Source organism: Sphingomonas pruni NBRC 15498 (assembly GCF_001598455.1).
Taxonomy (GTDB): domain Bacteria; phylum Pseudomonadota; class Alphaproteobacteria; order Sphingomonadales; family Sphingomonadaceae; genus Sphingomonas; species Sphingomonas pruni.
On sequence record NZ_BCYZ01000020.1, the window covers coordinates 16,560 to 40,820 of the forward strand.

Annotated in this window: 13 protein-coding genes; 7 read left to right on the forward strand and 6 right to left on the reverse strand. The window is 65.6% G+C overall.

What is annotated here, in order from left to right; all coding sequences use genetic code 11:
* Positions 1-108: 108 nt before the first annotated feature.
* On the forward strand, positions 109-1,710 hold the full coding sequence (locus tag SPR01S_RS08085; RefSeq protein WP_084251035.1) for an alpha-L-fucosidase: 1,602 nt from the start codon (positions 109-111) through the stop codon (positions 1,708-1,710).
* A 62-nt stretch (positions 1,711-1,772) separates the two neighbouring features.
* Complete coding sequence (locus SPR01S_RS08090; RefSeq protein ID WP_157082062.1) at positions 1,773-4,016, forward strand: hypothetical protein; 2,244 nt, start codon at positions 1,773-1,775, stop codon at positions 4,014-4,016.
* A gap of 160 nt (positions 4,017-4,176) precedes the next feature.
* Here SPR01S_RS08090 and SPR01S_RS08095 read toward each other — a convergent pair whose 3' ends face one another.
* Positions 4,177-5,376 (reverse strand): SGNH/GDSL hydrolase family protein, encoded by a 1,200-nt coding sequence (locus tag SPR01S_RS08095; protein ID WP_066587698.1) that lies wholly within the window; start codon positions 5,374-5,376, stop codon positions 4,177-4,179.
* The gene (locus tag SPR01S_RS08100; protein ID WP_066587782.1) at positions 5,376-7,469 is read right to left on the reverse strand and encodes a beta-galactosidase; all 2,094 of its coding nucleotides are present in this window, start codon (positions 7,467-7,469) and stop codon (positions 5,376-5,378) included. The genes SPR01S_RS08095 and SPR01S_RS08100 overlap by 1 nt, the downstream gene beginning before the upstream one ends.
* Positions 7,470-7,625: 156 nt before the next feature.
* Here SPR01S_RS08100 and SPR01S_RS08105 point away from each other — a divergent pair, with 156 nt between their 5' ends.
* The 5 genes from SPR01S_RS08105 (at position 7,626) to SPR01S_RS08125 (ending at position 17,070) form a co-directional block, all read left to right on the forward strand.
* Positions 7,626-11,705, forward strand: coding sequence for a glycosyl hydrolase (locus SPR01S_RS08105; RefSeq protein WP_066587701.1), 4,080 nt, complete (start codon positions 7,626-7,628; stop codon positions 11,703-11,705).
* 130 nt (positions 11,706-11,835) lie between these two features.
* Positions 11,836-12,597 (forward strand): FadR/GntR family transcriptional regulator, encoded by a 762-nt coding sequence (locus SPR01S_RS08110; protein ID WP_245661918.1) that lies wholly within the window; start codon positions 11,836-11,838, stop codon positions 12,595-12,597.
* A gap of 110 nt (positions 12,598-12,707) precedes the next feature.
* On the forward strand, positions 12,708-14,531 hold the full coding sequence (locus SPR01S_RS08115) for a beta-L-arabinofuranosidase domain-containing protein (RefSeq protein WP_066587704.1): 1,824 nt from the start codon (positions 12,708-12,710) through the stop codon (positions 14,529-14,531).
* Positions 14,531-15,799, forward strand: coding sequence for a ribulose-bisphosphate carboxylase large subunit family protein (locus tag SPR01S_RS08120; protein ID WP_066587706.1), 1,269 nt, complete (start codon positions 14,531-14,533; stop codon positions 15,797-15,799). The genes SPR01S_RS08115 and SPR01S_RS08120 overlap by 1 nt, the downstream gene beginning before the upstream one ends.
* Positions 15,796-17,070, forward strand: coding sequence for a four-carbon acid sugar kinase family protein (locus SPR01S_RS08125; RefSeq protein ID WP_066587714.1), 1,275 nt, complete (start codon positions 15,796-15,798; stop codon positions 17,068-17,070). Before SPR01S_RS08120 ends, SPR01S_RS08125 begins: the two co-directional genes overlap by 4 nt.
* 35 nt (positions 17,071-17,105) lie before the next feature.
* Here SPR01S_RS08125 and SPR01S_RS08130 read toward each other — a convergent pair whose 3' ends face one another.
* From SPR01S_RS08130 to SPR01S_RS08145, 4 genes are read right to left on the reverse strand one after another with little or no spacing between them, the layout of a single operon-like run.
* A complete protein-coding gene (locus SPR01S_RS08130; RefSeq protein WP_066587717.1) occupies positions 17,106-19,193 on the reverse strand; it encodes a beta-galactosidase in 2,088 nt (695 codons plus the stop codon).
* Positions 19,190-20,455, reverse strand: coding sequence for an MFS transporter (locus tag SPR01S_RS08135; protein WP_066587719.1), 1,266 nt, complete (start codon positions 20,453-20,455; stop codon positions 19,190-19,192). The genes SPR01S_RS08130 and SPR01S_RS08135 overlap by 4 nt, the downstream gene beginning before the upstream one ends.
* Entirely contained in the window at positions 20,452-21,120 is a 669-nt protein-coding gene (locus tag SPR01S_RS08140) for an aspartate/glutamate racemase family protein (RefSeq protein WP_084251036.1), read from the reverse strand. Before SPR01S_RS08140 ends, SPR01S_RS08135 begins: the two co-directional genes overlap by 4 nt.
* 20 nt (positions 21,121-21,140) lie before the next feature.
* Positions 21,141-24,260 carry a family 78 glycoside hydrolase catalytic domain gene (locus tag SPR01S_RS08145; protein ID WP_066587731.1) on the reverse strand — a complete coding sequence of 1,040 codons (3,120 nt, stop codon included), beginning with the start codon at positions 24,258-24,260 and terminating at the stop codon, positions 21,141-21,143.
* Position 24,261: the final 1 nt, after the last annotated feature.

A 24,261-nucleotide genomic window follows, 5' to 3' on the forward strand; every position in this document is an offset into this window, starting at 1 on the left:
TAATCGTATGATACGATAATAAAGCTTGATCGTCCCAAGTTCGGTGATTTAGATCGCCAAACTCTGGCGACGGGCATGAGCCGCGCGCTTTGATCGGGAGAGAGTGCGATGGCCAGGTTGCTCAAGAGCATCGCGCGCGGGGCCGCGGCATGTGCCGCGCTGGGCCTGGCGGCATCGTCGGCGTCGGCCGAAATCCCAGGCTATCAGGCGAAGCTCGCCACCAAATTGGCCAACGTCAAAGCGGGTATCGCGAAGGGGCCGTTCAAGTCCGATTGGGACTCGCTTCGCGCCGGCTACCGCACGCCTAATTGGTTTCGCGACGCCAAGTTCGGCATCTTCATCCATTGGGGCGTCTATTCGGTCCCAGCCTTCGCCAATGAATGGTATTCGCGCAACATGTACGTGCCGGGCAACGCTGCCTACGAGCACCAGGTCGCGACCTACGGCCCGCAATCGAAGTTCGGCTACAAGGACTTCATCCCGATGTTCAAGGCGGAGAAGTTCGATCCCGCCGCCTGGGTCCAGCTCTTCTCCGAGGCGGGGGCACGCTACGTCGTCCCGGTCGCCGAACATTGCGACGGTTTCGCGATGTACCAGTCCGACCTGACCGAATGGGACGCGGCCGAGATGGGCCCGCACCGTGACGTCGTCGGCCTGATCGCCAAGGCGGCGCGTGCCAAGGGCATGCATTTCGGCCTGTCCTCGCACCGCGCCGAACATTGGTGGTGGTATTATATGGGCCGCACGTTCGATTCCGACGTGAACGATCCGAAATATGCCGGCCTCTATGGCCCTGCCGCGCCGATGGGCCTCCCCGCGGACGGGCCGACCAATTGGCCAGACGGCAATCAGCTCCAGGAATGGTTGCCGCCGAGCAAGGCGTTCACGGACGACTGGATGGGGCGCACGTCGGAGCTGATCGACAAATACCATCCCGAATTGATCTATTTCGACTGGTGGACCGCCGCGCCGATGTTCGAATCGCGGATGCGCGACACCGCGGCCTATTATTACAATCGCAGCGCGAGCTGGGGCGCGCCGGGGATCATCGCCTATAAGGGCGGCCAGTTTGCCGAGGGCAGCGCCATGTTCGACATGGAACGCGGCAAGACCGACCAGCTTCGGTTGACGCCTTGGCAATCGGACACCTCGGTCAGCCTCAAGAGTTGGGGCTATGCGAAGAACGACACGTATCGCACCCCGCAATCCTTGATCGCCGACCTGATCGACATCGTCAGCAAGAACGGCAATCTGCTGCTCAATGTCGGACCGAAGTCGGACGGCACGATCCCCGACGAGATCGTCTCGGTGCTCAAGGGCATGGGCGGCTGGCTCAAGGTCAATGGCGAGGCGATTTACGGCACGCGGCCGTTCAAATATTTCGGCGAAGGCCCGACCAAATCGGGCCAGACCCGCGTCGGCGGTCAGGTCGAGCAGTCGGCGATCAAGGGCTTCACGCCGGCCGACATCCGCTTCACCACCAAGGGCAATGCTGTCTACGCGCTCGGCTTGGCACGGCCCAAGGACGGCGCGGTGCTGATCAAGACGCTCTATGCCGGTACGCCCTATCTCGATGCGCCGATCAAGAGCATCGAATTGCTCGATGGCGGCAAGATCAGCTGGCAGCAGACGCCGGAAGGATTGAAGGTCAGCCTGCCGCCGGTGGCGGATGGGTCATACCCCTACGCGCTACGCATCCGGACGCATTGATCCCGTACTGACGGCTGCCGGCACGGGGCCGGTGCCGCATTCGATACCGAAGAGCAGGGGACGTGATGAAAAAGTACCGGCGAGTGGTGCGCTGGAGCCGTTGGGCGGCGATCGCCACGGCATTGCTGGGCGCGAGTGCGGTGGGTGCGCAGTCGGATATGCCGGCGCTCCAGCCCTTCACCATCGATCACGAAGTGCGCGTCGATTCGGCGGCCGATGCGCGCTTCGTGCACGACGGTCCGGCCGGCAGCCACGGCTTCATCCGCGTCCAGGATGGGCATCTCTATCGCGGCGACGGCAAGCGATTCCGGTGTTGGGGTTTCAATATGACCGGCTGGGCCAAGGGATCGGCCGAGCTTCCCGATCACAAGGCGGCGGAGACTTATGCTGCGGCATTGGCGCGGCTCGGCGTCAATTGCGTGCGGCTGCATTTCCTCGACCGGCCCGACACAGCTTTCCCGATCCGCAACGAAGGCGCCGGCATCTCGACAACCGCAGGGCCATTCACCCATCCGCCGCGCGGACTGATCCGCGGCGACCTGCCCGATAGCCAGCATTTCAATCCCGAGCAGCTCGATCGCCTCGATTACTGGATCGCCCAACTCAAGAAGAACGGCATCTATGCCGACTTCAATCTGAACGTCGGGCGGGTGTTCAAACCCGGCGACAATGTCCCCGATGTCGACCTGATCAACAATGCCAAGGGCTTCACCTATTTCGGGCCCGAGCTGGTCGCGCTGCAAAAGGATTACGCCAAGCAGCTGCTCGGTCACCGCAACGCCTATACGGGGCTGCGTTATGCCGACGATCCGGCGGTGGCGCTGGTCGAGGTGGTCAACGAGAATTCGCTGCTCGAATTCTGGGCGCGCAACTGGTTGCGCGGCGAGCGGACCAAGGACGGGCTCAACTATCAGCTCGACATGACGCCGCATTACGAGGCGTTGCTGGTCAGGATGTACAACGACTGGCTGGCGAAGAATCGCACGCCCGCTCAGGTCGCCGAACTGCACCGCATGGCGGGCATCCCCTCCGACCAGCCTGTGCCTTTCATGCGCCGCGGCGATCATCCCGATGCGCCTCACCTACGGCTCGATGCCGAGATCGCCTTCCTGACCTCGGTCGAAATCGGCTTCCACGACGAGATGAAGCGGTTCCTGAAGGATGAGGTCGGGGTGAAGGTGCCGATCATCCCGATGGCCGATCACACCTATTTCATGGCCAACCAGCCGCTGCTGCGCACGCTGATCAAGTCCGACATCGTCGACGCGCATGTCTATTGGCAGCACCCGGCGATCTACGGCCAGCGGAACGAGCCGATGGTCAATTCGCCCGAGCTCTCGACCATCCTAAAGCTGGCGCGCAGCGCGGTCGCGGGCAAACCGTTCACGGTCAGCGAGGTCAACGAGCCGTTCCCGACCGATTATGGCGCGGAGATGGTCCCGATCCTGGCCTCCTATGCGTCGCTGCAGGATTGGGATGCGGTGTTCTTCTACACGTTCGAGACCAAGGTCGCGGGCGAGTGGACGCCGATGATCACCGACCATTTCGACATGACGCTCGATCCGGTGAAGATGGCGCAGATGCCGGTCGGCGCGATGATCTTCCTGCGCGGCGATGTGTCGGCGGCGAAGACGATGCTGACGCGCTCTTATTCGACCGATCAGATCCGCGAGGCGGCGCGGCTGACGCGCGCGGCGATGCCCTATTACACGCCCGGCTTCGACGTCCGCATCCCGCTGGTCCACGGCTCGCGCGTATCGTGCCTCGACTGCAAACCCAGCCTGCCGGCGCCGCTCGGGGCCATGAACCCGATCGTCTCGGATACCGGCGAGCTCAGCTGGCTGACCGACGGCGGCAAGAACGGGCTGGTCAGTGTCGACAGCCCGCGCAGTCAAGCCTTAGTTGGCTTCATTTCGGCCAACAAGGTCGAGACGCGCAACCTGTCGGCGCAAATCAGAAACCGGTTCGCGGTGATCACCTTGTCGTCGCTCGACGGAAAGCCGCTCAATCTCTCCAACCGCATCCTGCTGACCACCACCGGCCGCGTCGAGAATACCGGCCAGAAATGGGATGAGCGCGGATCGAACCTGACCGTGTGGGGCACCGCCCCGACACTGATCGAGCCGATCACCGGCTGGGTGACGCTCAAGGATTTGGAAGGCGCGATCGGCGTGTTCGCGCAGCCGCTCGACGGTTCGGCGCGCCCGATCGGCAAGGAGATATCCGGCAAGATGATCGAGCCCGGCTGGGAGATCCCGATCGGCAATCCGGCGACGACGAGCTATCTGATCCGCGTCGAACGTTGAAGCCGACCTCTATGGCCTCAAACGCGGCAGCTTGTGTCCCTAGCTGGTCGTCATGCCGGGCTCGTCCCGGCATCCACCGCGCAACAACGCCTCAGCTCGGTTGTGGAGCAGCGGACCCCGGCACAAGGCCGGGGTGACGAAGAAATGGACGCCCGCGTGTCTACCGGCAACCCTGCGCCACAATCACCGGCAGCGCCGTCTTCGCCATCCGCGCATAGCCGGCATCGTTCGGATGCAGATGATCCCCGATCTGCTCCGCCAGCCGCATCACGGTCGGCTTGCCGGGCTCGCCCATCGCCGCGTCGAAGTCGATCACGCCATCGAACCTCTTGGCATTCGCCCGGATCCACGCATTGACCGTCTCGCGCCGTTGCTCGCCTGCCGCGTCGGCATAGGCGGCGCCCTCATATGGCAGCAGCGTCCCGATGATCACCTTGAGCCCACGCGCCTTTGCCCGCGCCAGCATCTGCTCATAGGCCGCGATCAGGTTGGCGGCGGGAGGCTGCCAGTCCTTGGGGTCGCGCACCTTGCCGATATCGTTGATGCCTTCAAGGATCACGACATGGGTAGCGTTGGGCACCGCGAGCACGTCGCGGTCGAAGCGCGACAAGGCGTCCGGTCCGCGCCCCATGCTGAGCAGACGATTGCCGCTAATCCCTTCATTGGCGATCGCCCAGCAGCGTCCGCGCGGATTTGCAGCGAGCAGCCGGCCGAGCTGATCGGGCCAGCTCATTGCCTTGGATGCACCGGCGCCCTCGGTGATCGAATCGCCGAACGTGACGAGCACGCGTGTTGCGGCCGTACCGGTCACCTCCAGGCCGCTGACCACGCCGGGGGCACGTGCGTGCTGCGGGTTGGTCAGCGCGACTGAGTTCGTGGCGTTGCCAGCGACCACATCGACCATCTGGGCATGGGCCGGCGGCGCCGCTTCCTCCGGATAATAGACCGTGATGGCCAGCCGTTCCCCGGCCGCGACCGGATAGGCGATCGGATCGGACAGCATGGGTGCGCGCACCGGGATGACCGTGTCGGTGGCGCCCGAGAAGGTCAGCGAGCGCAAGCTGCCGGCGATCGGTTTGTCCTGCGCATCGAGCCGTACGATCGACGCCGCGCCGACACGCAAAGGCTCATCCGATAGCTCGTTCGAGAAGCGCACGCGGATCGCCCGGCCGGCGATGCCGGCGCGGAGATCCTGCCGGACGCTCTCGTCCTTGAACGGACGGCCGAGCGCTTCCTTGATCTTGGGTTCGTAGCCGATCGGCGGCGCGGCCCAACCGGGCACCCAGCGCTCAGGCGTTCCGGCAGCGGCGACGGCGAGCAGGCCGATCAGCGGCAAGGCGCAGGTGAGGCGACGGTTCATCATTTTCCTCCGCGAGCGAGTTCGAACAGGGCCACGCCATGCGCGGCGATCCGGCCTTCGGCCCAGTCACCTCCGACTGGAGAGGCGCCGGCAGGCAGGGCGACCGGATGCGCGACATTGCCATGATTGATGACGATCAGCAGGCGCTTGCCCGCGCCGGCGCGCTCGGCAATCTCGAGATCGGGATCGGCGACCGCGATGATCGGTGCGATCCTGGCATCGCTGAGCAGGTTGGCGGCAAGCTTCGCCATCGTCGCGGTGTCGAGCCAGGCGCCAACATAGGTGATGCTGCCGCGGCCGACGGCGCGCGTGACGATCGCCGGCTTGCCGTCGAGCCAGCCGCCGGCATCACGGTAGGTAGCGAGCGTCCGGACGTCGGGCGCGATCGGCGTCAGCGCTTCCGCCCAGATTGAGGCGTTCCCGTCGATACTTCCGGCAATGCCGACGGCCTGGTCCAGCGCATAGAATTGCTCCACGCGCGCGCCGAGCAGATCGACCAGCGGCCCGGGCTGGCGTTGCGGCCACAAGGCGTCGGCCTCGTCCTTCATCCCCGAGCGTGGGCCGAGCACGAGATGCCCGCCGTCGCGGACATAGCGTTCGAGCGCCTTGGCCTGATCCTCGGTCAGCACATTGAGATTGGGCGCGACGACCAATGGATAGTGCGACAGGTCAGCCTCCGCCGGCATGATCGCCACACCCTGCGATTGGATCCGCAACGGCCGGTAGAAATCGGTGAAGGCCTTGACCGGATCGAAGTCGCGGTGGAGCCGCTGCAGGTCGATCGCCCAGCGGCTGTCATAAGAAAAGATCATCGCGACGCTCGCGACGGGCTGGGTATCGGCGAGCAGGGACGCGGCCTTGGTCAGTTCGCCGACCGTCTTCGCGATTTCGGGCTGGATCGGGTTGGGCTCGCCGTCCTGCCCCAGGATCGCGCCATGATAGGTTTCCTGCCCGTTCGCGGCCGGACGCCATTGCCAATAAAGTACGGCATCGGCGCCATGCGCCACCGCCTGCCATGCCATCTCGCGTACCTGGCCGGGATCGAGTGCGCGGTTGATCGGGACCCAGTCGACGCGCCCAGGCTGCGTTTCCATCAGCCAAAAATTGCGTTGCTTGTACCCACGGACGAGGTCGTGATTGGCGCCGTTCGCTACCCAATCGGGCCGCCCGTCGGGAATGTAATTGTCCCATGCCGCGATATCGAGGCCGCGATGCATCGCGAAATGGTCGAAGCCCGCATTCCAGAACATCGTGTTGGTGGTGACGAACATCCGCGGATCGATCAGCGGACGGATTGCCTGCACCTGGTTCTGGACGTAATCGATCCAGGTCGCGGTGGCGAAATGCTTGAAGTCTAGCAGCAGCGCCGGGTTCTGCTGGCCGGTGGCGTGGAGCGGCACCTGGTCGAAATCGTTGTAATATTGGCTCCAATATTGGGTCGCCCAGCGCCGGTTGAGCACGTCGACCGTACCATAACGCGTCTTGAGGAAAGCGTGCCACGCGACCACCGCTTCGTCGTCGAACGAGGGCGGGCCGATCTCATTGTCGATCTGCCAGCCGACCACCGCTGGATTGTGGCCATAGTGTTTGGCCATCTCGGTCGCGATCTGCCGGGAGAAGTCGCGATAGCGCTTGCTGGCGAAGGAAAACTGGCGCCGCCCTCCGTGGCCGGCGCGCACGCCGTCCTCGTCGACGCGCAGGACATCGGGGTATTTCTGGGTCAGCCAAGCCGGCGGCGCTGCGGTCGGCGTGCCAAGCACCACCATCATTCCATGCCGCGCGGCTGCGGCGATCGCGCGGTCGAGCCAGGCGAAATCGAACCGGCCCTCTTCGGGCTCCATCCGGCTCCAGGCGAACTCGCCGATGCGCACAGTGTTGAACCCGGTCGCCTTCATCATGGCGAGATCGACGTCCCAGCGCGCCTCGGGCCATTGTTCGGGATACCAGGCGGTGCCGACCGCGATCGCCGGACGATTTGCAAAGGCTGTCGCGCGTTCGGGGAACGGGGCCGATGTTTGCGACGGTGCCGATACGGCCGGCGCGCCGGTCAACAAAGCCGCGGTCAACAAGGCGGCGATTCCGCGATTCGACATCCCCATCCCCTTGATATTTTCTACTATTCTTGCCGTCGCTGGGTGCGACCTGGATCATCCTAGCGAAATCATGGCCTTGCGCAAAATAATATGTTTATATGATGTTTCAGCAATCGCTTCGATAAGACGATCGCGGCAATCGGGAGAGGACCGGGAATGGCGGGTATCGGGCGGTTCGCGGCTGGATGTGCCTTGGCGGTGCTGGCAGCCGGGGCCTGGGCGAAAGATGCGCCGGCGCCCGACGCCGCACCCTCTGCCGCGCCGGCCACTCCCGATCCGGCGACCTTTCGCAATCCACCCGCCGATGCCCGGCCGAACACGCTCTATTTCTGGATGAACGGCAACGTCTCGAGGGAAGGGATCGACGCTGATCTCGCGGCGATGCGCGATGCCGGGCTCGGCGGCGCGATGATGTTCGACGGCAGCAGCGACGTACCCAAGGGGCCAGTCGACTATCTCAGCCCGCAATGGCTCGACCTGATGACGCATATGATGGAGCGGGCCAAGGCGCTTGGGCTCAAGGTCGGACTGCACAATGCGCCAGGCTGGTCGTCGTCGGGCGGCCCGTGGATTACGCCCGACCGTTCGATGCAGCAGATCGTCTGGAATGAGACAGCGATCGCGGGCGGCAAGCCGGTCGCGATCAAGCTCGCCCGGCCCTATGCCAAGAAAGATTTCTACCGGGACGCAGCAGTGCTCGCTTTCCCTGCGAGCGACGGCGACGAGAGCGTCTATCGCGACGCGATCGCCGCGATGCGCGTCGGCGGCCCCGTCGCGTCGGGCGTTCTGACCGACCGAGACCTGCACAGCTCGGTCGAGATCGCGCCCGATAGGCCGCTGGTGATCGAAATGAAGGCGCCGTTCACCGCGCAGGCGGTCACGCTCTACGGCGATATCGACGCCAAGGCCTTTTCCGCGACGATCGAGGCGTCGGACGACGGCAAGGACTGGAAGAAGGTCGGCGAGGTATCGGCACCGGTCCAGCACGAGCGCGGGATTGAAGCGCCCGGCAGCATCAATTTCCCCGCCGTCACCGCGCGTTATTTCCGCGTCACGCCCAAGGACAAGCTCAAGCTCGCCGAAGCCCTGTTCTACGCGACGCCGCGGATCGACGATTGGGGCAACAAGGGCGAGCATCTGTTCCACATGCTGCCCGCTATCGAGCCCCGGCCGTCCGACCTGCTAGCGCGCTACGCGATCGACCCGAAGACGATCGTCGACGTGACCGCGAAGGTCGACGCCGCCGGCACGTTGCGCTGGACGCCGCCGCCGGGGCGCTGGACGATCCTGCGCTTCGGCCACACTACGACCGGACACCTGAACGTCTCCGCCTCGGATTCCGGCCGTGGGCTCGAAGTCGACAAACTCGACGCCGCCGCGACGGACTTCCAGTTCAAGAACAGTGTCGATCGACTGGTCAAGGCGTCGGGGCCGCTCGCCGGCTCGACCTTCGACATGCTGGAGATCGACAGCTACGAGGCCGGGCTGCAGAACTGGACCGCCGCGCTGCCCGCCGACTTCGAGAAGCGTAACGGCTATTCGATGCTGCCCTATCTGCCGGCGCTGACCGGGCGGATCGTCGGCGATCTCGACACTTCGAACCGCTTCCTGTTCGATTTCCGCCGCACGCTCGCCGACCTGATGGCCGACAATTATTACGGCCGGATGCAGACCAATGCGAATGCGGCGGGCTTGCGGTTTCATGTCGAGGGTTACGGTCCGGGACCGTTCGACGAGCTCCAGGTATCGGGTCGCGCGCAAGTGCCGATGACCGAATTCTGGACGCGGACGCCGTGGACCGACAACCGCACGGTCAAGATGGTGTCGTCGGCGGCGCATGTTTACGGCAAGCCGGTCATCGCCGCGGAAGCATTTACCGGCGAGGCGGAAACCAGCCGGTGGCAGGACTATCCCTATGCGATGAAGCTGTTGGGCGACCAGATGTTCGCGCAAGGATTCAACCAGGTCTTCTTCCACCGTTACGCGCACCAGCCCGATCCCAACGCCGTGCCGGGGATGAGCATGGGGCCGTGGGGAATCAATCTCGAACGCTCGAACACCTGGTTCGCCCAGTCGAAGCCATGGATGGAGTATCTTGCGCGCAGCCAATATCTGCTGCGCCAGGGCACCTATGTCGCCGACGTGCTCTATTTCGTCGGTGAGGAAAGCCCCAATGAAGCGGAATATGTCCGGCCCGACGTCTCGCCCGACACCAATCCGAAGATCGGACTATATTTCGATCCGCAAATGCCGCCGGGCTATAATTACGACCTGGTCAATGCCGAGGTGTTGCTGACTCGCGCGCATGTCGAGGACGGCGCGATCGTCCTGCCCAACGGCGCGCGCTACCGCTTGCTGGTGCTGCCCGCGACCTTGTCGAGCATGACGCCGGCGCTTGCCGAGCGGCTCCATACCCTCGTCGAGCAAGGTGCGACGATCCTGGGCCCGAGGCCGCAGCATTCGCTCACGCTCGTCGGCAAGTCGGCGGGCGACCGTGCCTTCGGTACGGCGGTCGCTGCGCTGTGGGGCAGCGGTCCCGCCGCATCGTCGGTCCGTGCGGTGGGCAAGGGCAGGGTGTTGTCCAGCGGCAGCATTGCCGACGCTCTCGCCGGCCTGAAGGTGGCGCCCGACGCGCAATGCCGCACCGACAGCCCGGATGGCCAGGTGGTATGGCTGCACCGGCGATTGTCCGCGAGCGACATGTATTTCGTCGCCAACCGTCAGCGGCGCGCGGAAACCGTGCGCTGCACCTTCCGCGTCGGCAATGCCGTGCCGGCCTTATGGGATGCCGAAACGGGCAAGGTCGCGCGCCCGGCCCTGTTCGAGAGTAGCGCAACTACTACCGCCGTATCGTTCGACTTGTCGCCGGCCGGCTCGACCTTCGTCATGCTCGATCCGAGCAGCATGGCGCGGGGCGTCAAGTGGATTGCGCGCGACGGCCAGCGCGTCGCTGATCTCGACGCCGTGCCGGTCAAGGCGCCGCCTGCGCCCTCGGACAGTTTCACCCTCTCGCTATGGGCCAAGCCCGACATCGATCTGCGCGTGATGCCCGACGAGAAGATCGACGGGCGCATCAACGAGACCGGCAAGAATTATCTGATCAACGCCCGCTCGGGACGCGACCTGCACGGCGAGGGAACGGCGGTGGCCGGGCTCGCGATCGGCCGCAACGGCGCGATGGTGATCGAACGTGTCTCGCCCGATGTCGTGCCGGCCGTTCTGGTCAGCCGTACCCCGATCAGCGGCTGGACCCACGTCGCCCTGGTCTATGACCGGGGCGTGCCGAACCTCTATCTCAACGGCAAGCTGGTGCGCACCGGCCTAAAGAGCGGACGCCGCGTCTATGCCGGTGGCAGCGACGCGCCATCGCCGACCGGCGTGACCTATTTCTTCGAGGGCAATGCGACTCCGCTCGCGACCGTGCCGCGCGCCTTGACGCCGGCCGAAATCGCCGCGGATGCCGCGAAGGGGCCGCCGCTTCCGATCATCGATGCCTCGCCGGTGACGTTGACGCGGAGCGACAGCGGAAAGCTCGACGCGATCGCCTGGCGCGGCGGAAAATATACGACCGACAGCGGCGCGAGCTTCACGGCCGCCGTGCCGGATCCGATCACAGTGAACGGCCCGTGGACGGTGCGTTTTCAGCCGGGCAGGCGCGCGCCTGCGGCTACCACGCTGCCGCGCCTGGAATCGCTCAGCCACAACGCCGATGACGGCATCCGTCATTTTTCCGGCACCGCCACCTACGAGCGCAAGATTGCCGTTCCCGCCTCGGCGTTGCGCGAGGGGCGTCGCGTCTTCCTCGACCTCGGCCGCGTGGAAGTGCTGGCCGGAGTCACGGTCAACGGCAAGGACCTCGGCGTGGTATGGAAAGAGCCCTATCGCGTCGATATCACCGATGTCGTCCATGCCGGCGCGAACACGGTCTCGGTCGCGGTCACCAACCTGTGGGTCAACCGCATGATCGCCGACGCCGCGCTGCCCGAAGAGGGCAAATATGTCGACGGCGATTGGGCGATCGGTGAGCGCGTCGGTGCCGATGGCAAGAAGACACCGATCATGGCGCGCAAGATCACGGCGTTCCCCGATTGGTACAAAGCTGGGCAACCCAAGCCGCCGGGCGGTCGCGTGACTTTCTCGCCCTGGACCTTCTATGCCAAGGACGAGCCGTTGGTGGATTCGGGCCTGCTCGGTCCGGTGCGCGTGGTGTTCGCCGACGAGATCGAACTGAGGTGACGGCCATCTGGTGGCTTGGCATCCGGTCCGCCATGCGGCTGCCGCTTGCGCGCAACGAGTTCCGGCCCTTATTGTCATACGGTTTACGACCCCGATCGGATTTCCGGCACCGGGCGATCGGAGGAGACCAATGACGATGCAGCCCCGTCCTGATTTCGGAAGGATCGTCGACGCGACCTTGTCGAACGCGGATCAGGTCGCGCGCTCGATCGGCAGCGATATCCTGTCGGGTGTCTTTCCGCCCGGATCGAAATTGCCGTCCGAGGCGGAGATGCTGGCGCGGTTCGGCGTGTCGCGCACGGTGCTGCGCGAGGCGTTCAAGACCTTGACCGCAAAAGGCCTGATCGTCGCGCGGACGCGCGTCGGCACTACCGTGCTCGACAGCGTGCACTGGAATTTCTTCGACGCCGACATCCTGGCATGGAAGGTCGCGCAGGGACTCGATGTGGAGTTCATCCGCGACGTCGCGGCCATCCGCATGGCGATCGAGCCGGCGGCGGCCGAAGCCGCGGCCCAACAGGCGAGTCCGGAAGACATAAAGATCCTGCGCGGTTGCCTTTCCCGCATGGCGGAAGCGACGAGCAGCGCCAGCGACTTCGCCCATGCCGATCTCGATTTCCACAAGGCGGTCGGATATGCCTCGGGCAACGTGCTGATGCGGTCGCTCGCGGCGGTGATCGAAACCGCGTTGCTTGCCTCGTTCCGGCTGAGTTCGCCGGTTCGCGAGGCGGAGGTGCACGAAGAGAGCGTGCAGGGCCATAGCCGCATCGTCGATCTGATCGAGGCGGGCGACGGTCCCGGCGCCGCCCAGGCGATGCGCGCGATCATCACTCATGGCCTCGACCGGCTCGAACGCGCGAGTGCGCCGCGCAAGCGTAAAACGGCGAAATAGTCCTTGACCCGACTCCACCGCCTTGCGGCGCTAATGATACTATTATATTAGGAGATCGGACCGGCTTTGGCCGCGCTGTTCGCGGATCGCCGAGTTTTGAGAGGATTGCCATGACAGGCTTGAAAAAGGCCGAAATGTCCCGTCGCGACTTCGTTCATTGCGCGGCGTGCGCGACCGCGGCGGCGGGGTCGCTCGCCGCATCGCCGATGGCGCTCGCCGCACAGCAGGCGGTGTTGCGCGGCAAGGAAGCGGTGCGCGAATTTCCGTACGGCGCCGTCCGTCTCACCGGCGGGCGGATCAAGCAACATTACGACCATATCGCGGCTCACTATCTCGCGCTCGACAACGATCGCTTGCTCAAGGTCTTCCGCCAGAATGCCGGGTTGCCGGCGCCGGGTCCCGATATGGGCGGCTGGTATGACGCCGACGGTTTCGTGCCGGGCCTCGCTTTCGGCCAATATGTCTCGGGGCTCGCGCGGATCGGCGCGACGACCGGCGACAAGGCGGTTCACGCCAAGGTCGCGGCGCTGGTCGACGGCTTCGGCAAGGCGATGGTCGCTGCCAAGAACCCCTATGCCGGACCCAAGGCGCAGGAACAGTGGGCGGCCTATGTCATGGACAAATATGTCGTCGGCCTCGTCGATGCCTATCGGCTGAGCGGAGTCGAGCAGGCCAAGACATTGCTGCCGATGATTATCGACAAATGCATGCCGTATATCTCGCCCATCTCGCGCGACCGCGTCGGCAAGGTCGACCCGCCTTATGACGAGACCTATGTCCTGCCGGAGAATCTGTTCCACGTCGCCGACATCACCGGCGACGACAAATATCGCGCGATGGCGGTGCATTACCTGCTCAACAAGGAATGGTTCGATCCGCTCGCGGCGGGCCAGGACGTGCTGCCAACCAAACATGCCTATAGCCACACGATCGCATTGAGCTCGGGCGGCCAGGCCTATCTCCATCTCGGCGATCCCAAATACCGCAAGGCGCTGGAGAATGCCTGGACGTTCATGGAGCCGCAGCGTTTCGCCAGCGGCGGCTGGGGGCCGGAGGAGCAGTTCGTGCCGCTCCATCAGGGCAAGCTCGCCGCCAGCCTCAAAACCTCCACGGCGCATTTCGAAACGCCGTGCGGCAGCTTCGCCGACATGAAGCTGGCGCGCTATCTGACCCGTTTCACCGGCGCGCCGGTCTATGGCGACGGGCTCGAACGCACGCTCTACAATACAATGCTCGCGACGCGGCTGCCCGACAGCGACGGCGACTATCCCTATTATTCGAATTACGGCGGCGACGCCGAAAAGCTCTATTATCAGAAGAAATGGCCATGCTGCTCGGGCACTCTGGTCCAGGGCGTCGCCGACTATGTCCAGGGACTCTATTTCCACGACGACACTGCCCTAATGGTCAATATGTACGCGGGCTCTGAAGTCCGCTGGGATCGCCCGGGCGGCGCGGTCGAGGTCGTGCAGGAAACCGATTATCCGGCCACCGACCATATTCGCCTGACCGTGCGCAAGCCGGGCAATGGTCGCTTCGCGCTGAAGCTGCGCATCCCCGCCTGGACCAGGAACGCGTCGCTGCGCGTCAACGGCACGTCGCAGCCGGTCACGCCCGGCACGCTGGCAACGGTCGCCCGCACGTGGAAGGCTGGCGACGTGGTCGAACTGACCCTTCCGCAGCCGCTGCGCACCTTGCCGATCGACGACCAGAATCCGAACCTGGCGGCGGTGATGCGCGGCGCGGTGATGTATGTCGGGCTCAACCCCTGGGCGGGGATCGGCGACCAAGCGATCGCCTTGCCGGCCGTGCTGGAGCCTATGCCCGGCCAAAACCAATCGTATCGTGCGCATGTTGGCGGCCGGGATCTGGTGTTCGTGCCGTATTTCAACGTCGATACCGAACGCTACAACACCTACTTCAAGACCGCCTGATGACCGAACCCCGGATCAGCGCAACCTATTGGATCGAGACGGCGTTCCCGCTGCAGCAGGCGGCGGCGACGATGGCCGGTGAGCAATCGACCGGCACGTTTGTCCGCGTGCCCGGCGAGACCGACGAACTGCGCGAGGCGCATGCCGCGCGCGTCGAGGACCTGATCGAGCTGGGCGAGGTCGCGGCGCCGTCGCTTCCAGGGTCGGGGCTGCCGAAGTCGGGCGACGCCACGCGCCGCGCTGCGCGCGTGACCTTGTCCTGGCCGGTGTCGAATATGGGCCTGTCGCTTCCCAATCTGCTGGCGACGATCAACGGCAATCTCAGCGAGCTCAAGGCGTTCTCCGGGCTCCGGCTGATCGATGTGAAGCTGCCACCCGAATTCCTCGATCGCTATCAGGGGCCGCAATTCGGCGTAGACGGCACGCGCAGGCTGGCGGGCGTGTTCGACCGTCCGATCATCGGTACGATCATCAAGCCGAGCGTCGGCCTTTCGCCGGAAGCGACCGCCGAGCAGGTCCGCACCCTGGTCGACGCCGGGATCGACTTCATCAAGGATGACGAGCTCCAGGCCGATGGTCCACATTGCCCGTTCGATGCGCGGATCTCGGCGGTGATGCGCGTGATCAACGACCATGCCCAGCGCACCGGCAAGAAGGTCATGTACGCCGCCAACTTGACCGGCGAGATCGACGAAATGCTCGCCCGCCACGACCATGTCGTCGCCGAGGGCGGTACCTGCGTCATGGCGAGCATGAATTCGATCGGCCTGCCGGCGATGAAGGTGCTACGGGCGCATTCGCAATTGCCGATCCATGGCCATCGCAACGGCTGGGGTATGCTCGGCCGCTCGCCGGCGATCGGGATGAGCTATATCGCTTTCCAGAAATTGTGGCGCCTCGCCGGGATCGACCACACGCACGTCAACGGCATCGACAACAAATTCTGCGAGAGCAATGAGAGCGTCATCGCCTCGGCGCGCGAATGCCTGACGCCGATGTTCGATCCGCCGCATCCCGGGTGCGAAATCATGCCGGTCTTCTCCTCGGGCCAGTCGGCCAGACAGGCCGCGCCGACGTTTGCCGCGCTCGGTTCGGTCGACTGCATGTTCGCGGCGGGCGGCGGCATCATGGCGCATCCCGGCGGTCCGGCCGCGGGCGTGCGCGCCTTGCGCCAAGCCTGGGAAGCGGCGGTTGCCGGCGTGCCGGTAACCGATGCCGCGCGCGATGCACCCGAACTGGCGGCGGCGCTGGGAGCCTTCGGGGGGTGACGCCACTCTACGCTTTCTATGGCGACGATTTCACCGGATCGACCGACGTCCTGGAGCAATGCGCCGAAGGTGGCGTGCCGGCCGTCTTGTTCCTGCGCGAGCCCGATGCCGCATTGCGCGCGCGGTTTCCCGAGGCTCGGGCGATCGGTCTTGCCGGCGACAGCCGCAGCCGTTCGCCCGAATGGATGGACGACAATCTGCCGCGCGCCTTTGCCAGCCTCGGCGACGCCGCCCTCGTCCATTACAAGACTTGCTCGACCTTCGATTCCAGCCCGCATACCGGCTCGATCGGGCGCGCGCTGGACCTTGGCGTCGCCGCATTCGGCGGCCCGGCGGCGATCGTTGTCGGTGCTCCGCATCTTCGCCGCTATGTCGCTTTCGGCAATCTCTTCGCGGCGGCGGGGGCGGAGGTGTTCCGCATCGATCGCCATCCGACCATGTCGTGCCACCCGGTGACGCCGATGCACGAAGCCGACCTGATCCGCCATCTCGGCGAACAGACCGACGCGCGGATTGCCCTGGTGCCGATCGATCGCATTCATGCCGATGAAGCCGACGCTGCGTTCGCGGAGGCAGGCGACGCCGCAGGCGTCCTGTTCGATGGGCTGTCGGTCGAGGACCTTGTCGCGACCGGCGCGGTCCTGCTCGGCCGCAAGGTCAAATTCGCGGTGGGCAGTTCGGGCGTTACGCGCGCGCTGGTGCTGGCCTGGCGCGCCGTCGGGATCGTCGAGGGCGAGCCGAGCCAGGTCCGCGCCCCCGAAGTCGACCGGCTGCTCGTCGTGAGCGGAAGCTGCTCGCCAGTGACGGCGGCGCAGATCGCGCGCGGCACGGCTGACGGCTTCGCCACGATCCGCGCTGATGTCGATGCCTTGCTGCGCGGCGAAAGTGGCGAAGAGGTGCGGTTGGTTCAGGCCGCCGGCGGTGAATTGGGCGAGGGCGGGCGTGCGGTGATCCATTCGGCGGAAGGTCCGCTCGGGGCGGTCGCCCCGGCGGCTGGCGATCGCCTCGGTGCCGCGCTCGGCCGCGTGGCTGGAGCGGCGATCCGGCAGGCCGGCTTGCGCCGCGTCCTGTTCGCGGGAGGCGACACGTCGAGCCATGGCGTCGCGCAGTTGGGTATCGATGCGCTGACCTGGGCCGCACCGATCGAGCGGGGCGCGCCGCTGGTGCGCGCGCACGCTGTCGATCCGGTGATAGACGGGCTCGAACTGGTGCTGAAGGGCGGCCAGATGGGCGGCGAGGGGTTCTTCGAGACGGCACGGCGAGGCGGGTAGAGACTCCCAAAATCCTCCCCGTAAACGGGGAGGATTTACGGTCTCGGGCGCACTGCCCTAGACAAAACCGCAACCCCCTGCGTCCCCAACGTCACCGACTTCACCTGGCCGCCCGCCAACACTTCGGTCATCGCTTCGGGCAGTGTCACCGTCCGACTCTCGCGCCCATGGTTGATCAGGATCACGATTGACCGGCCCTTGCCTTGACGCGTCATCAGCTCGACGTCGGCGGGCACGGCAAAATCGCGCAGCACGCCGGCATCGCGCATCGCGTTACCGATCAGCCCCTCCATCACATGGTCATCGATCAGCGCGCCGACATAGGTGATGCTACCCTTGCCGACCTTGCGCGTGATCGCCGCCGCCTTGCCGTCGAGCCAGCCATTGACCTTGCCGTACGACAACAGCACCCGCGTGTCGGATGTCGTTGGCGTCAACTGTTCGGCCCAGATCGAGGCGGTGCCGTCGCCGACCGCGACCTTTTCGTCGAGCGCATAGAATTGCTCTACGCGGCCGCCCAGCAACGCGGCAAGCGGTCCCGGCTGACGCTGTGGATCGAGGCGGTTGAATTCGTCCTTCATCCCCGATCGCGGCCCCAGGATCAGGTGACCGCCGCCACGCACGTAATCGGCCAGCCGCTTTGCCATCGCGTTGGTAATCACGTTCAGGCTCGGCGCGACGACCAGTTTGTAGCCATCGAGCGGCGCCGTGGCGGCCTCGACGATGTCGACCGCGCCCAGCGCGTCCTTCAGCGGGCGATAATAATCGAGCAGCACCTCGATCTGGTCGTAATCGCGGTGGTGGAGCTGGAAATCGATTGCCCAGCGGCTGGGATAATCCTGCAGCAAGGCGACGGGGGATACCGGGCTGGTACCGGCCAGCACAGGCGAGGCCTTGGCGAATTCGCGTCCCAGTGCCTGGATCTCGGGATAGATTGGCAGCGGCTTGCCGTCGGGCCCGACCACCGATCCATGCATCGTCTCCTGGCCGTTCAACGCATTGCGCCACTGCCAATAGAGCACTGCGTCCGCGCCATGCCCGACCGCCTGCCAGGCCATCGCCCGCGTCTCGCCGGGATAGAGGATGTTACTGACCGGCGCCCAGTTCACGAAGCCGGGCTGCGTTTCCATCACCCAGAAATTGCGCCGTTTCCAGCCGCGGACCAGGTCATGCGTCGCGCCGTTGCGATAGGGCTTGAGGTGCCCGGTGCCGACATAATCGTCCCACGAGGCGAGGTCGAGGTCGCGGTTGATCGCATAACGGTCGAAGCGATCGGCCCATCCCAGTCCGCCCAGATTGACGGTGATGAACGGCTTCGGCCCGACCACCGCGCGGATGGCGTCGCGCTGGTTGCGATGGAACTCGCCCCATTGCTCGGTGATGAAGCGCTTGAGCTCGAGCATCCAGCCCGGATTGCCCTTGTCGCTGTTGAACGGCACCTGATCCCAGGCCGTATAGGTCTGCGACCAGTACGCGGTGGTCCACGCATCGTTGAGCTTGTCGAGCGTGCCGTAACGCGTCCTGAGCCACGCGACCCAGGCGGCACGCGCCTCGGGATCGTAACTTTCGTCGGTCGGCTCGTTGCCGACCTGCCAGCCGATAACGTTGGGCTCATCCTTCAGCGCCTGCGCCATGCGCGTGACGATGTCGCGGGCGAGCGCGCGATAACGCTGCGACGAGATCGAGAATTGCCGCCGCCCGCCATGCCCCAGCCTCTTGCCGCTGCCGTCGACTTGCAGCGTGTCGGGATATTTCCCGGTCAGCCAGGCCGGCGGCGTATCGGTCGGCGTTCCGACCACGACCTTGATATCGTATTTGGCGGCGAGCCGGACGGCGCGGACCAGCCAGTCGAAATCATATTCGCCTTCGCTCGGCTCCATCCGGCTCCAGGCATATTCGCCGATCCGGACGACATTGGCGCCGCTCGCCTTCATCAGCCGGAGATCCTCGGGCCAGGCGCTTTCGGGCCATTGCTCGGGATACCAGGCCGATCCGAGCCACAGCCGTTCTTGGGCGACGGGAAGAGGCGCGGCTGCCGGCGGCTTGGCGAATGATGGCGCGACCGGAACGGCGCCGGCGATCAACGCGACGCCGGCAAGGGCGATAGAGAGCTTGCGGATCATGCGGCCACCGGATCCTTTTCGGGCGCGATCTTGTGATCGAACCCTTTGGTGCAGTCGACAAGCGTGAAGATACCGGCAGCGACGAGCACCATTGCTGCCACGCCCTGAAGCGGCAGCGCGTAATTGCCGGTCGACGCCACGACATGGCCGAACGCAACCGAGCAGACGAAGCCGCCGATATTGCCCGCCGTATTCATCACCCCGCTCGCGGTGCCGCCGTAGCGCCCGCCGATCGCCATGCACATCGCCCAGGCGCTCGGCAGCATCAGGTCCATGACCATGAAGGCGGAGCCTGACAGCAATACGACCGCCGTCTTGGTGGCAGCGAGGCTGAGCGCGACCAGCAGGATCGCGGTCAGCGTAAGGCAGATACTGGCGATGATCTTGTAGGCGCGCCGGATACCGATCCGCGTCGCCAGCCGGTCGCACAATACCCCGCCCGCGAGATTGCCGACCACGCCGAGCAGGAACGGGATCGCGCCGTACAGTCCCATTTCGGCTTCGGTGAAATGGGCGCCCTTGACCATCCAGGTCGGAAACCAGCCGAAGAAGAACCAGCTGCCGAAGGCGTAGAAGAAATAGGCGGCCGTGATCAGCCAGAGCTGCGGCAAGCCGAGCAGCCGACGCCAAGGGGTGCCGAGGTGACTGCCGCTATCGTCACTGCCGATGTCGGCCACTTCCTCCGGCGCGATGCCGGGCTGGTCGGCGGGTCGGTCGCGGAACCAGCTTCGCCACGCGATCGCCCAGCAGAACCCGATCGCGCCCAGCGCGATGAACACGGCGTGCCAGCCGAAATATTTGTTGATCGGGACGAGCAACAGCGGCGCCAGCGCGCCACCGAACCGGCTTGCTGCCCAGATCACCCCTTGCCCGCGCGCGCGTTCGCGCGCCGGCAACCAGCGATAGAGCACACCCGACATATTGGGATAGGCGCCCGCCGCACCCAGTCCGAACAGGAAGCGGGCGCCCATGAGCTGCCAGAAGTTGCGGCACACCGCGGTCGCCGCAGTGAACACCGACCACCAGATCGTTATCCGCGTCAGTTCCCGGCGATAACCATGCGCGTCGCCCATCGCTCCCGACGGGATTTCGAACACGGCGTAGGCGATGACATAAGCGCCGAGGATCCAGCCCCATTGCTCGGCGCCGATGTTCAGATCCTTCTGGATCGACGTGCCGGTAACCGCGATCGCCATCCGATCGAGAAAGGTGATGATCGACAGGAGCGCGAGCAACCCGACGACCGCGTAGCGCTTCTTCAACGGCCCAAGCTCGCCAGCACGTCGCGCGCTCGCTCCATGCCGAGTTCGGGACTCGAATAGACCGGCGCCGATACCGCGCCTTCGGGCAAGGCGGCGACGACACGCGCCATCGACGCCTGGGCGAGGACGATCGCGTCGACGCCTTTCATGCCCTCGGTCAGCCCTTCGGCGACGATACGGTCGTGGGTCGCGCCGTCGCCCGCCATCACCGCGTCGAACGCGCCCTGGCAGAGATGCTCGACGATCTCGATCTGCTTGCCCTGCTCGGCGGCGACACGGCGGACCAGCTCTGCGGTGGGTTCGAGCGTGGTCGACAGGGTTGCCACCACGCCGATCCGCTTGCCGGTCGCGACGGCTTTTTCCGCCATGGCGCGATCGACGCGCAGAACCGGCTGGTCGTAGAGTTCGGCGGCCATGTCGACCGCACGCCCGATCGACGAACAGGTCACCAGGGCCACGTCACACCCGGCGTCGAACGACGAGCCGACGAGGCGGATGACCTGACGCATCGTCGCTTTCTGGAGGTGGCCGGCCGCGATCGTGTTCTTGATCGTGCTCTCATCGACGAAGTGGAGCAGCCGGACGTCGGGCATCAGCCGCGCGGCGATCTCGTTGAACACGGGTGCCAGCATCGGCGAATTGTGGATGAGTCCTAGCGTGGCCACGGGTAGTTCCTCTCGAGAGCTTATGTCGTGAAATCGTAGCGTCCGGCGCCGACCTCGAAGCGGGTCGTTTCGCCGTCATTGGTGAGCGCGCGAATGGCGGGGTGCGCGTTGAGCGTCTGGCCGCTGTCGCGCCATTCGCCCGCGGGCAGTTCGACCTCCGCGACCGTGTTGGCCGGGATCGACAGCGTGAACCGGGTCAACCGCTCGGCATCGCCTTCGGTGCTCGTCTCGATGGGACCGACCAGCGAGTCGTAGCGGGCGGACACGCGGCCGATCTGCGGCAGCCATAGCGGGCGCGCGGCGATCCGGCGGAAGCCCGGCGCGGCGGGTGCGATTCCGGCGAGGCGGCGGTAGAAAAAGCCGACGATCGCCCCAAACGCGTAATGGTTATAGCTGTTCATCGACAGGTCGCCGGTGTCGCCGTTCCACCGCTCCCACATCGTGGTCGCGCCCTTGCTCGGCATATAGCCCCAGCTCGGATAGCCGGTCTGGAGCAGCAGCCCGGCGACTTCCTCCAGGCGTCCGGCATCGGCCAGTACGTCGAGGATGTACGGTGTGCCGAGAAAGCCGGTCGACAGTTTCATACCTCGCCGGCGGATATCCGCCGCCAGCACATCGGCGGCAGCGTCGCGGCGGTCGATGGGCACCAGATTCATGAACAAGGCGAGCACCTGGCTGGCTTGGCTGCCATTGCCGGCCGTGCCATCGGCGGTGACGAATTCGGCGGCAAAGGCTTGTCCGATCCGCTCGCGCAGCGCCCGATAATGTTGGGCCTCGGCGGCGCGGCCGGTCGCTTCAGCCATTTCGGCCATCAGCGCCGCCGACCAAGCCCAGTAAGCCGTTGCGCACAGCACGCGTGGCGTCGTCTCGTCGTCGGGCTTGATGGCATCGACCGACAGCCAATCGCCGAGGTCGAGCCCGCGGTCGTTGCGCCAGATATGATCGGGATTGCCGCGCGCGACGAAAGCCATCCAGCCCTGCATCGCGTCCCAATTCTCGTCGATCACCGCGGTGTCGCCGTAACGCTGCCATAGCTGCCACGGCAGGATGATGCCCGCTTCGCTCCAGCCCGCCGTCACCACGTCGGGAAAGGAGAGGGGCTGCGGCACTACGATCGGATAGGCGCCGTCGGGCCGCTGCGCGGCGCGCGCTTCGAGCAGGAAGCGGCGGATGAAGGGATCGACCTCCATGTTGAACGCGGCGGCGTCGAGGAACACCTGGATGTCGCCCATCCAGCCCATCCGTTCGTCGCGTTGCGGGCAATCGGTCGGCACCGAGAAGAAATTGGAGCGCTGGCTCCAGAGCGCGTTCTGCCAGATCGTCTGGAGCAGCGGCGCGTCGGCGAAGGTCATCGTGCCGGTTTCGCGGCACGCGCTGTGGACCACCACACCCTCGATATTGTCCGCCGTGGGCACGCCGGGATAGCCTGCGACTTCGACATAGCGAAAGCCGTGATAGGTGAAGTGCGGCTCGAACGTCTCCTCGCCCGACCCGGCCAGCGTGAAGCTGTCGGTTGCCTTGGCCAGCCGCAAGTTGGACAAGTCGGCGGTGCCGTCGGGATTGAGCAATTCGGCGAATTTGGCGGTGATCGTGGTGCCCGCAGGACCGGCCGCGCGGATGCGCACCCAGCCGGAGAAATTCTGGCCGAAATCGAAAATGTAGCGACCGGGCTTGGGCTCGCTGATCGCGACCGCGCGGCACGTGCCGGTGGCTTTCAGTGCGGGCGATGTCTGGGCGACGAGCCGCGCTTTGGGCGCACCACCGACTTTCGCCTGTGCCCAGCCGCTGTCGTCGAATCCGGGCCGATCCCAACCGGCGCGCTCCAGCCGAGCGTCATAGGTTTCGCCGTCATAGATTTCCGACTTCAGGATCGGCGACTGTGCGATCCGCCAATCGGAGCCCGTTGCGATCCACTCGCTGCTGCCGTCGGCATAATCGAGCCGGAGCTGCGCGCGCAGCCGGCGCGGCGCGGGACCGAAGCCATAACGCTCGATCCGCCACCCGAACGGGCTCGCATACCAGCCGTCGCCGACCGTTGCGGCGAGGGCGTTGGCGCCGGGCGCGATCAGGTCGGTCACGTCGTACGTTTGGTACAGGATATGATCGCGGGCGACCGTCATCTCGGGTGCGAGCAGCGCGTCCGATACTTTCCGGCCGTTGATCCGCGCGTCATAGGCGCCGAGTGCGGTGGCATAGAGTCGCGCGGCAACGACCGGTCCGCGTGCGTCGAACTCGGTGCGCAGCAGCATCGCCGGTTCGGATGGGCGCGGATCGTTGTGGACGTTGGCGCCGCTTGGCCGAGCGGGTGCCCAATCCGCAGTATCGGCTTGGGGTGACGTCCAGTCGGCCGGCGGGCTGGGCCGTACTTTCCACGACGGTCCGCTGACCAGTCGCTCGACGCTGCCGTCGGCGCGATGGAGCCGGATCAGCGCGGCGAAGGCGCCGCCATCGACCGGGAAGAAGCCGGTCGTGTCTGCCTCTACCAAGGCGCACACGCTGTTTCGGCCCGGACGTATCTCGCCCTGATACGGCGCCAGCGTGCCCCAGAACGGAAGATAGGTATCCCAATCGAAGTGCCGGTCGAGCGGCGAGGCTTCGCCGTTGATCCACACGCCGCGCAAATGATCCTTGCCTGCCAGAAGTACTTCCGCTCGGACCAGGTCTTCGGGAGCATCGAAATCGATGCGGAAAGCGTGGGGGCGATCGTCGAGTGCGGTCTCGCTCCACACCCAGGCGAGCCCGGCGGCGCGGTCGGCGGCGGCATTGTCGTCTTCCGCCTCGATCCAATCGGCGTGCCAGGAATCGGGCGCGGTCAGTCCAGCCTCGAACCAGGCCGGCGCCGAGCGTGCGGTGGTGCCGATATCGTCTGTCGCTTCGACCGACCACCAGATGCGCTGCATCGGGGCAAGGGCAGGGCCGCCATAAGCGATATCGAAGCTGGTATCGCCGGCGATCTCGCCACTGTCCCACAGCAGTGCGCCGCCATCGAGTGCCTCGGCATTGGCCGCGGCACGGACGCGATAACGCGCCTGGCGCGCGCCCGCCCGGTCGCTCTCGATCCGCCACGAAAGGCGCGGACGCTGGACATCCGTGCCGAGCAGGTCACTCGTATATTCGGCGCGCAGGTCGACGACGCGCATG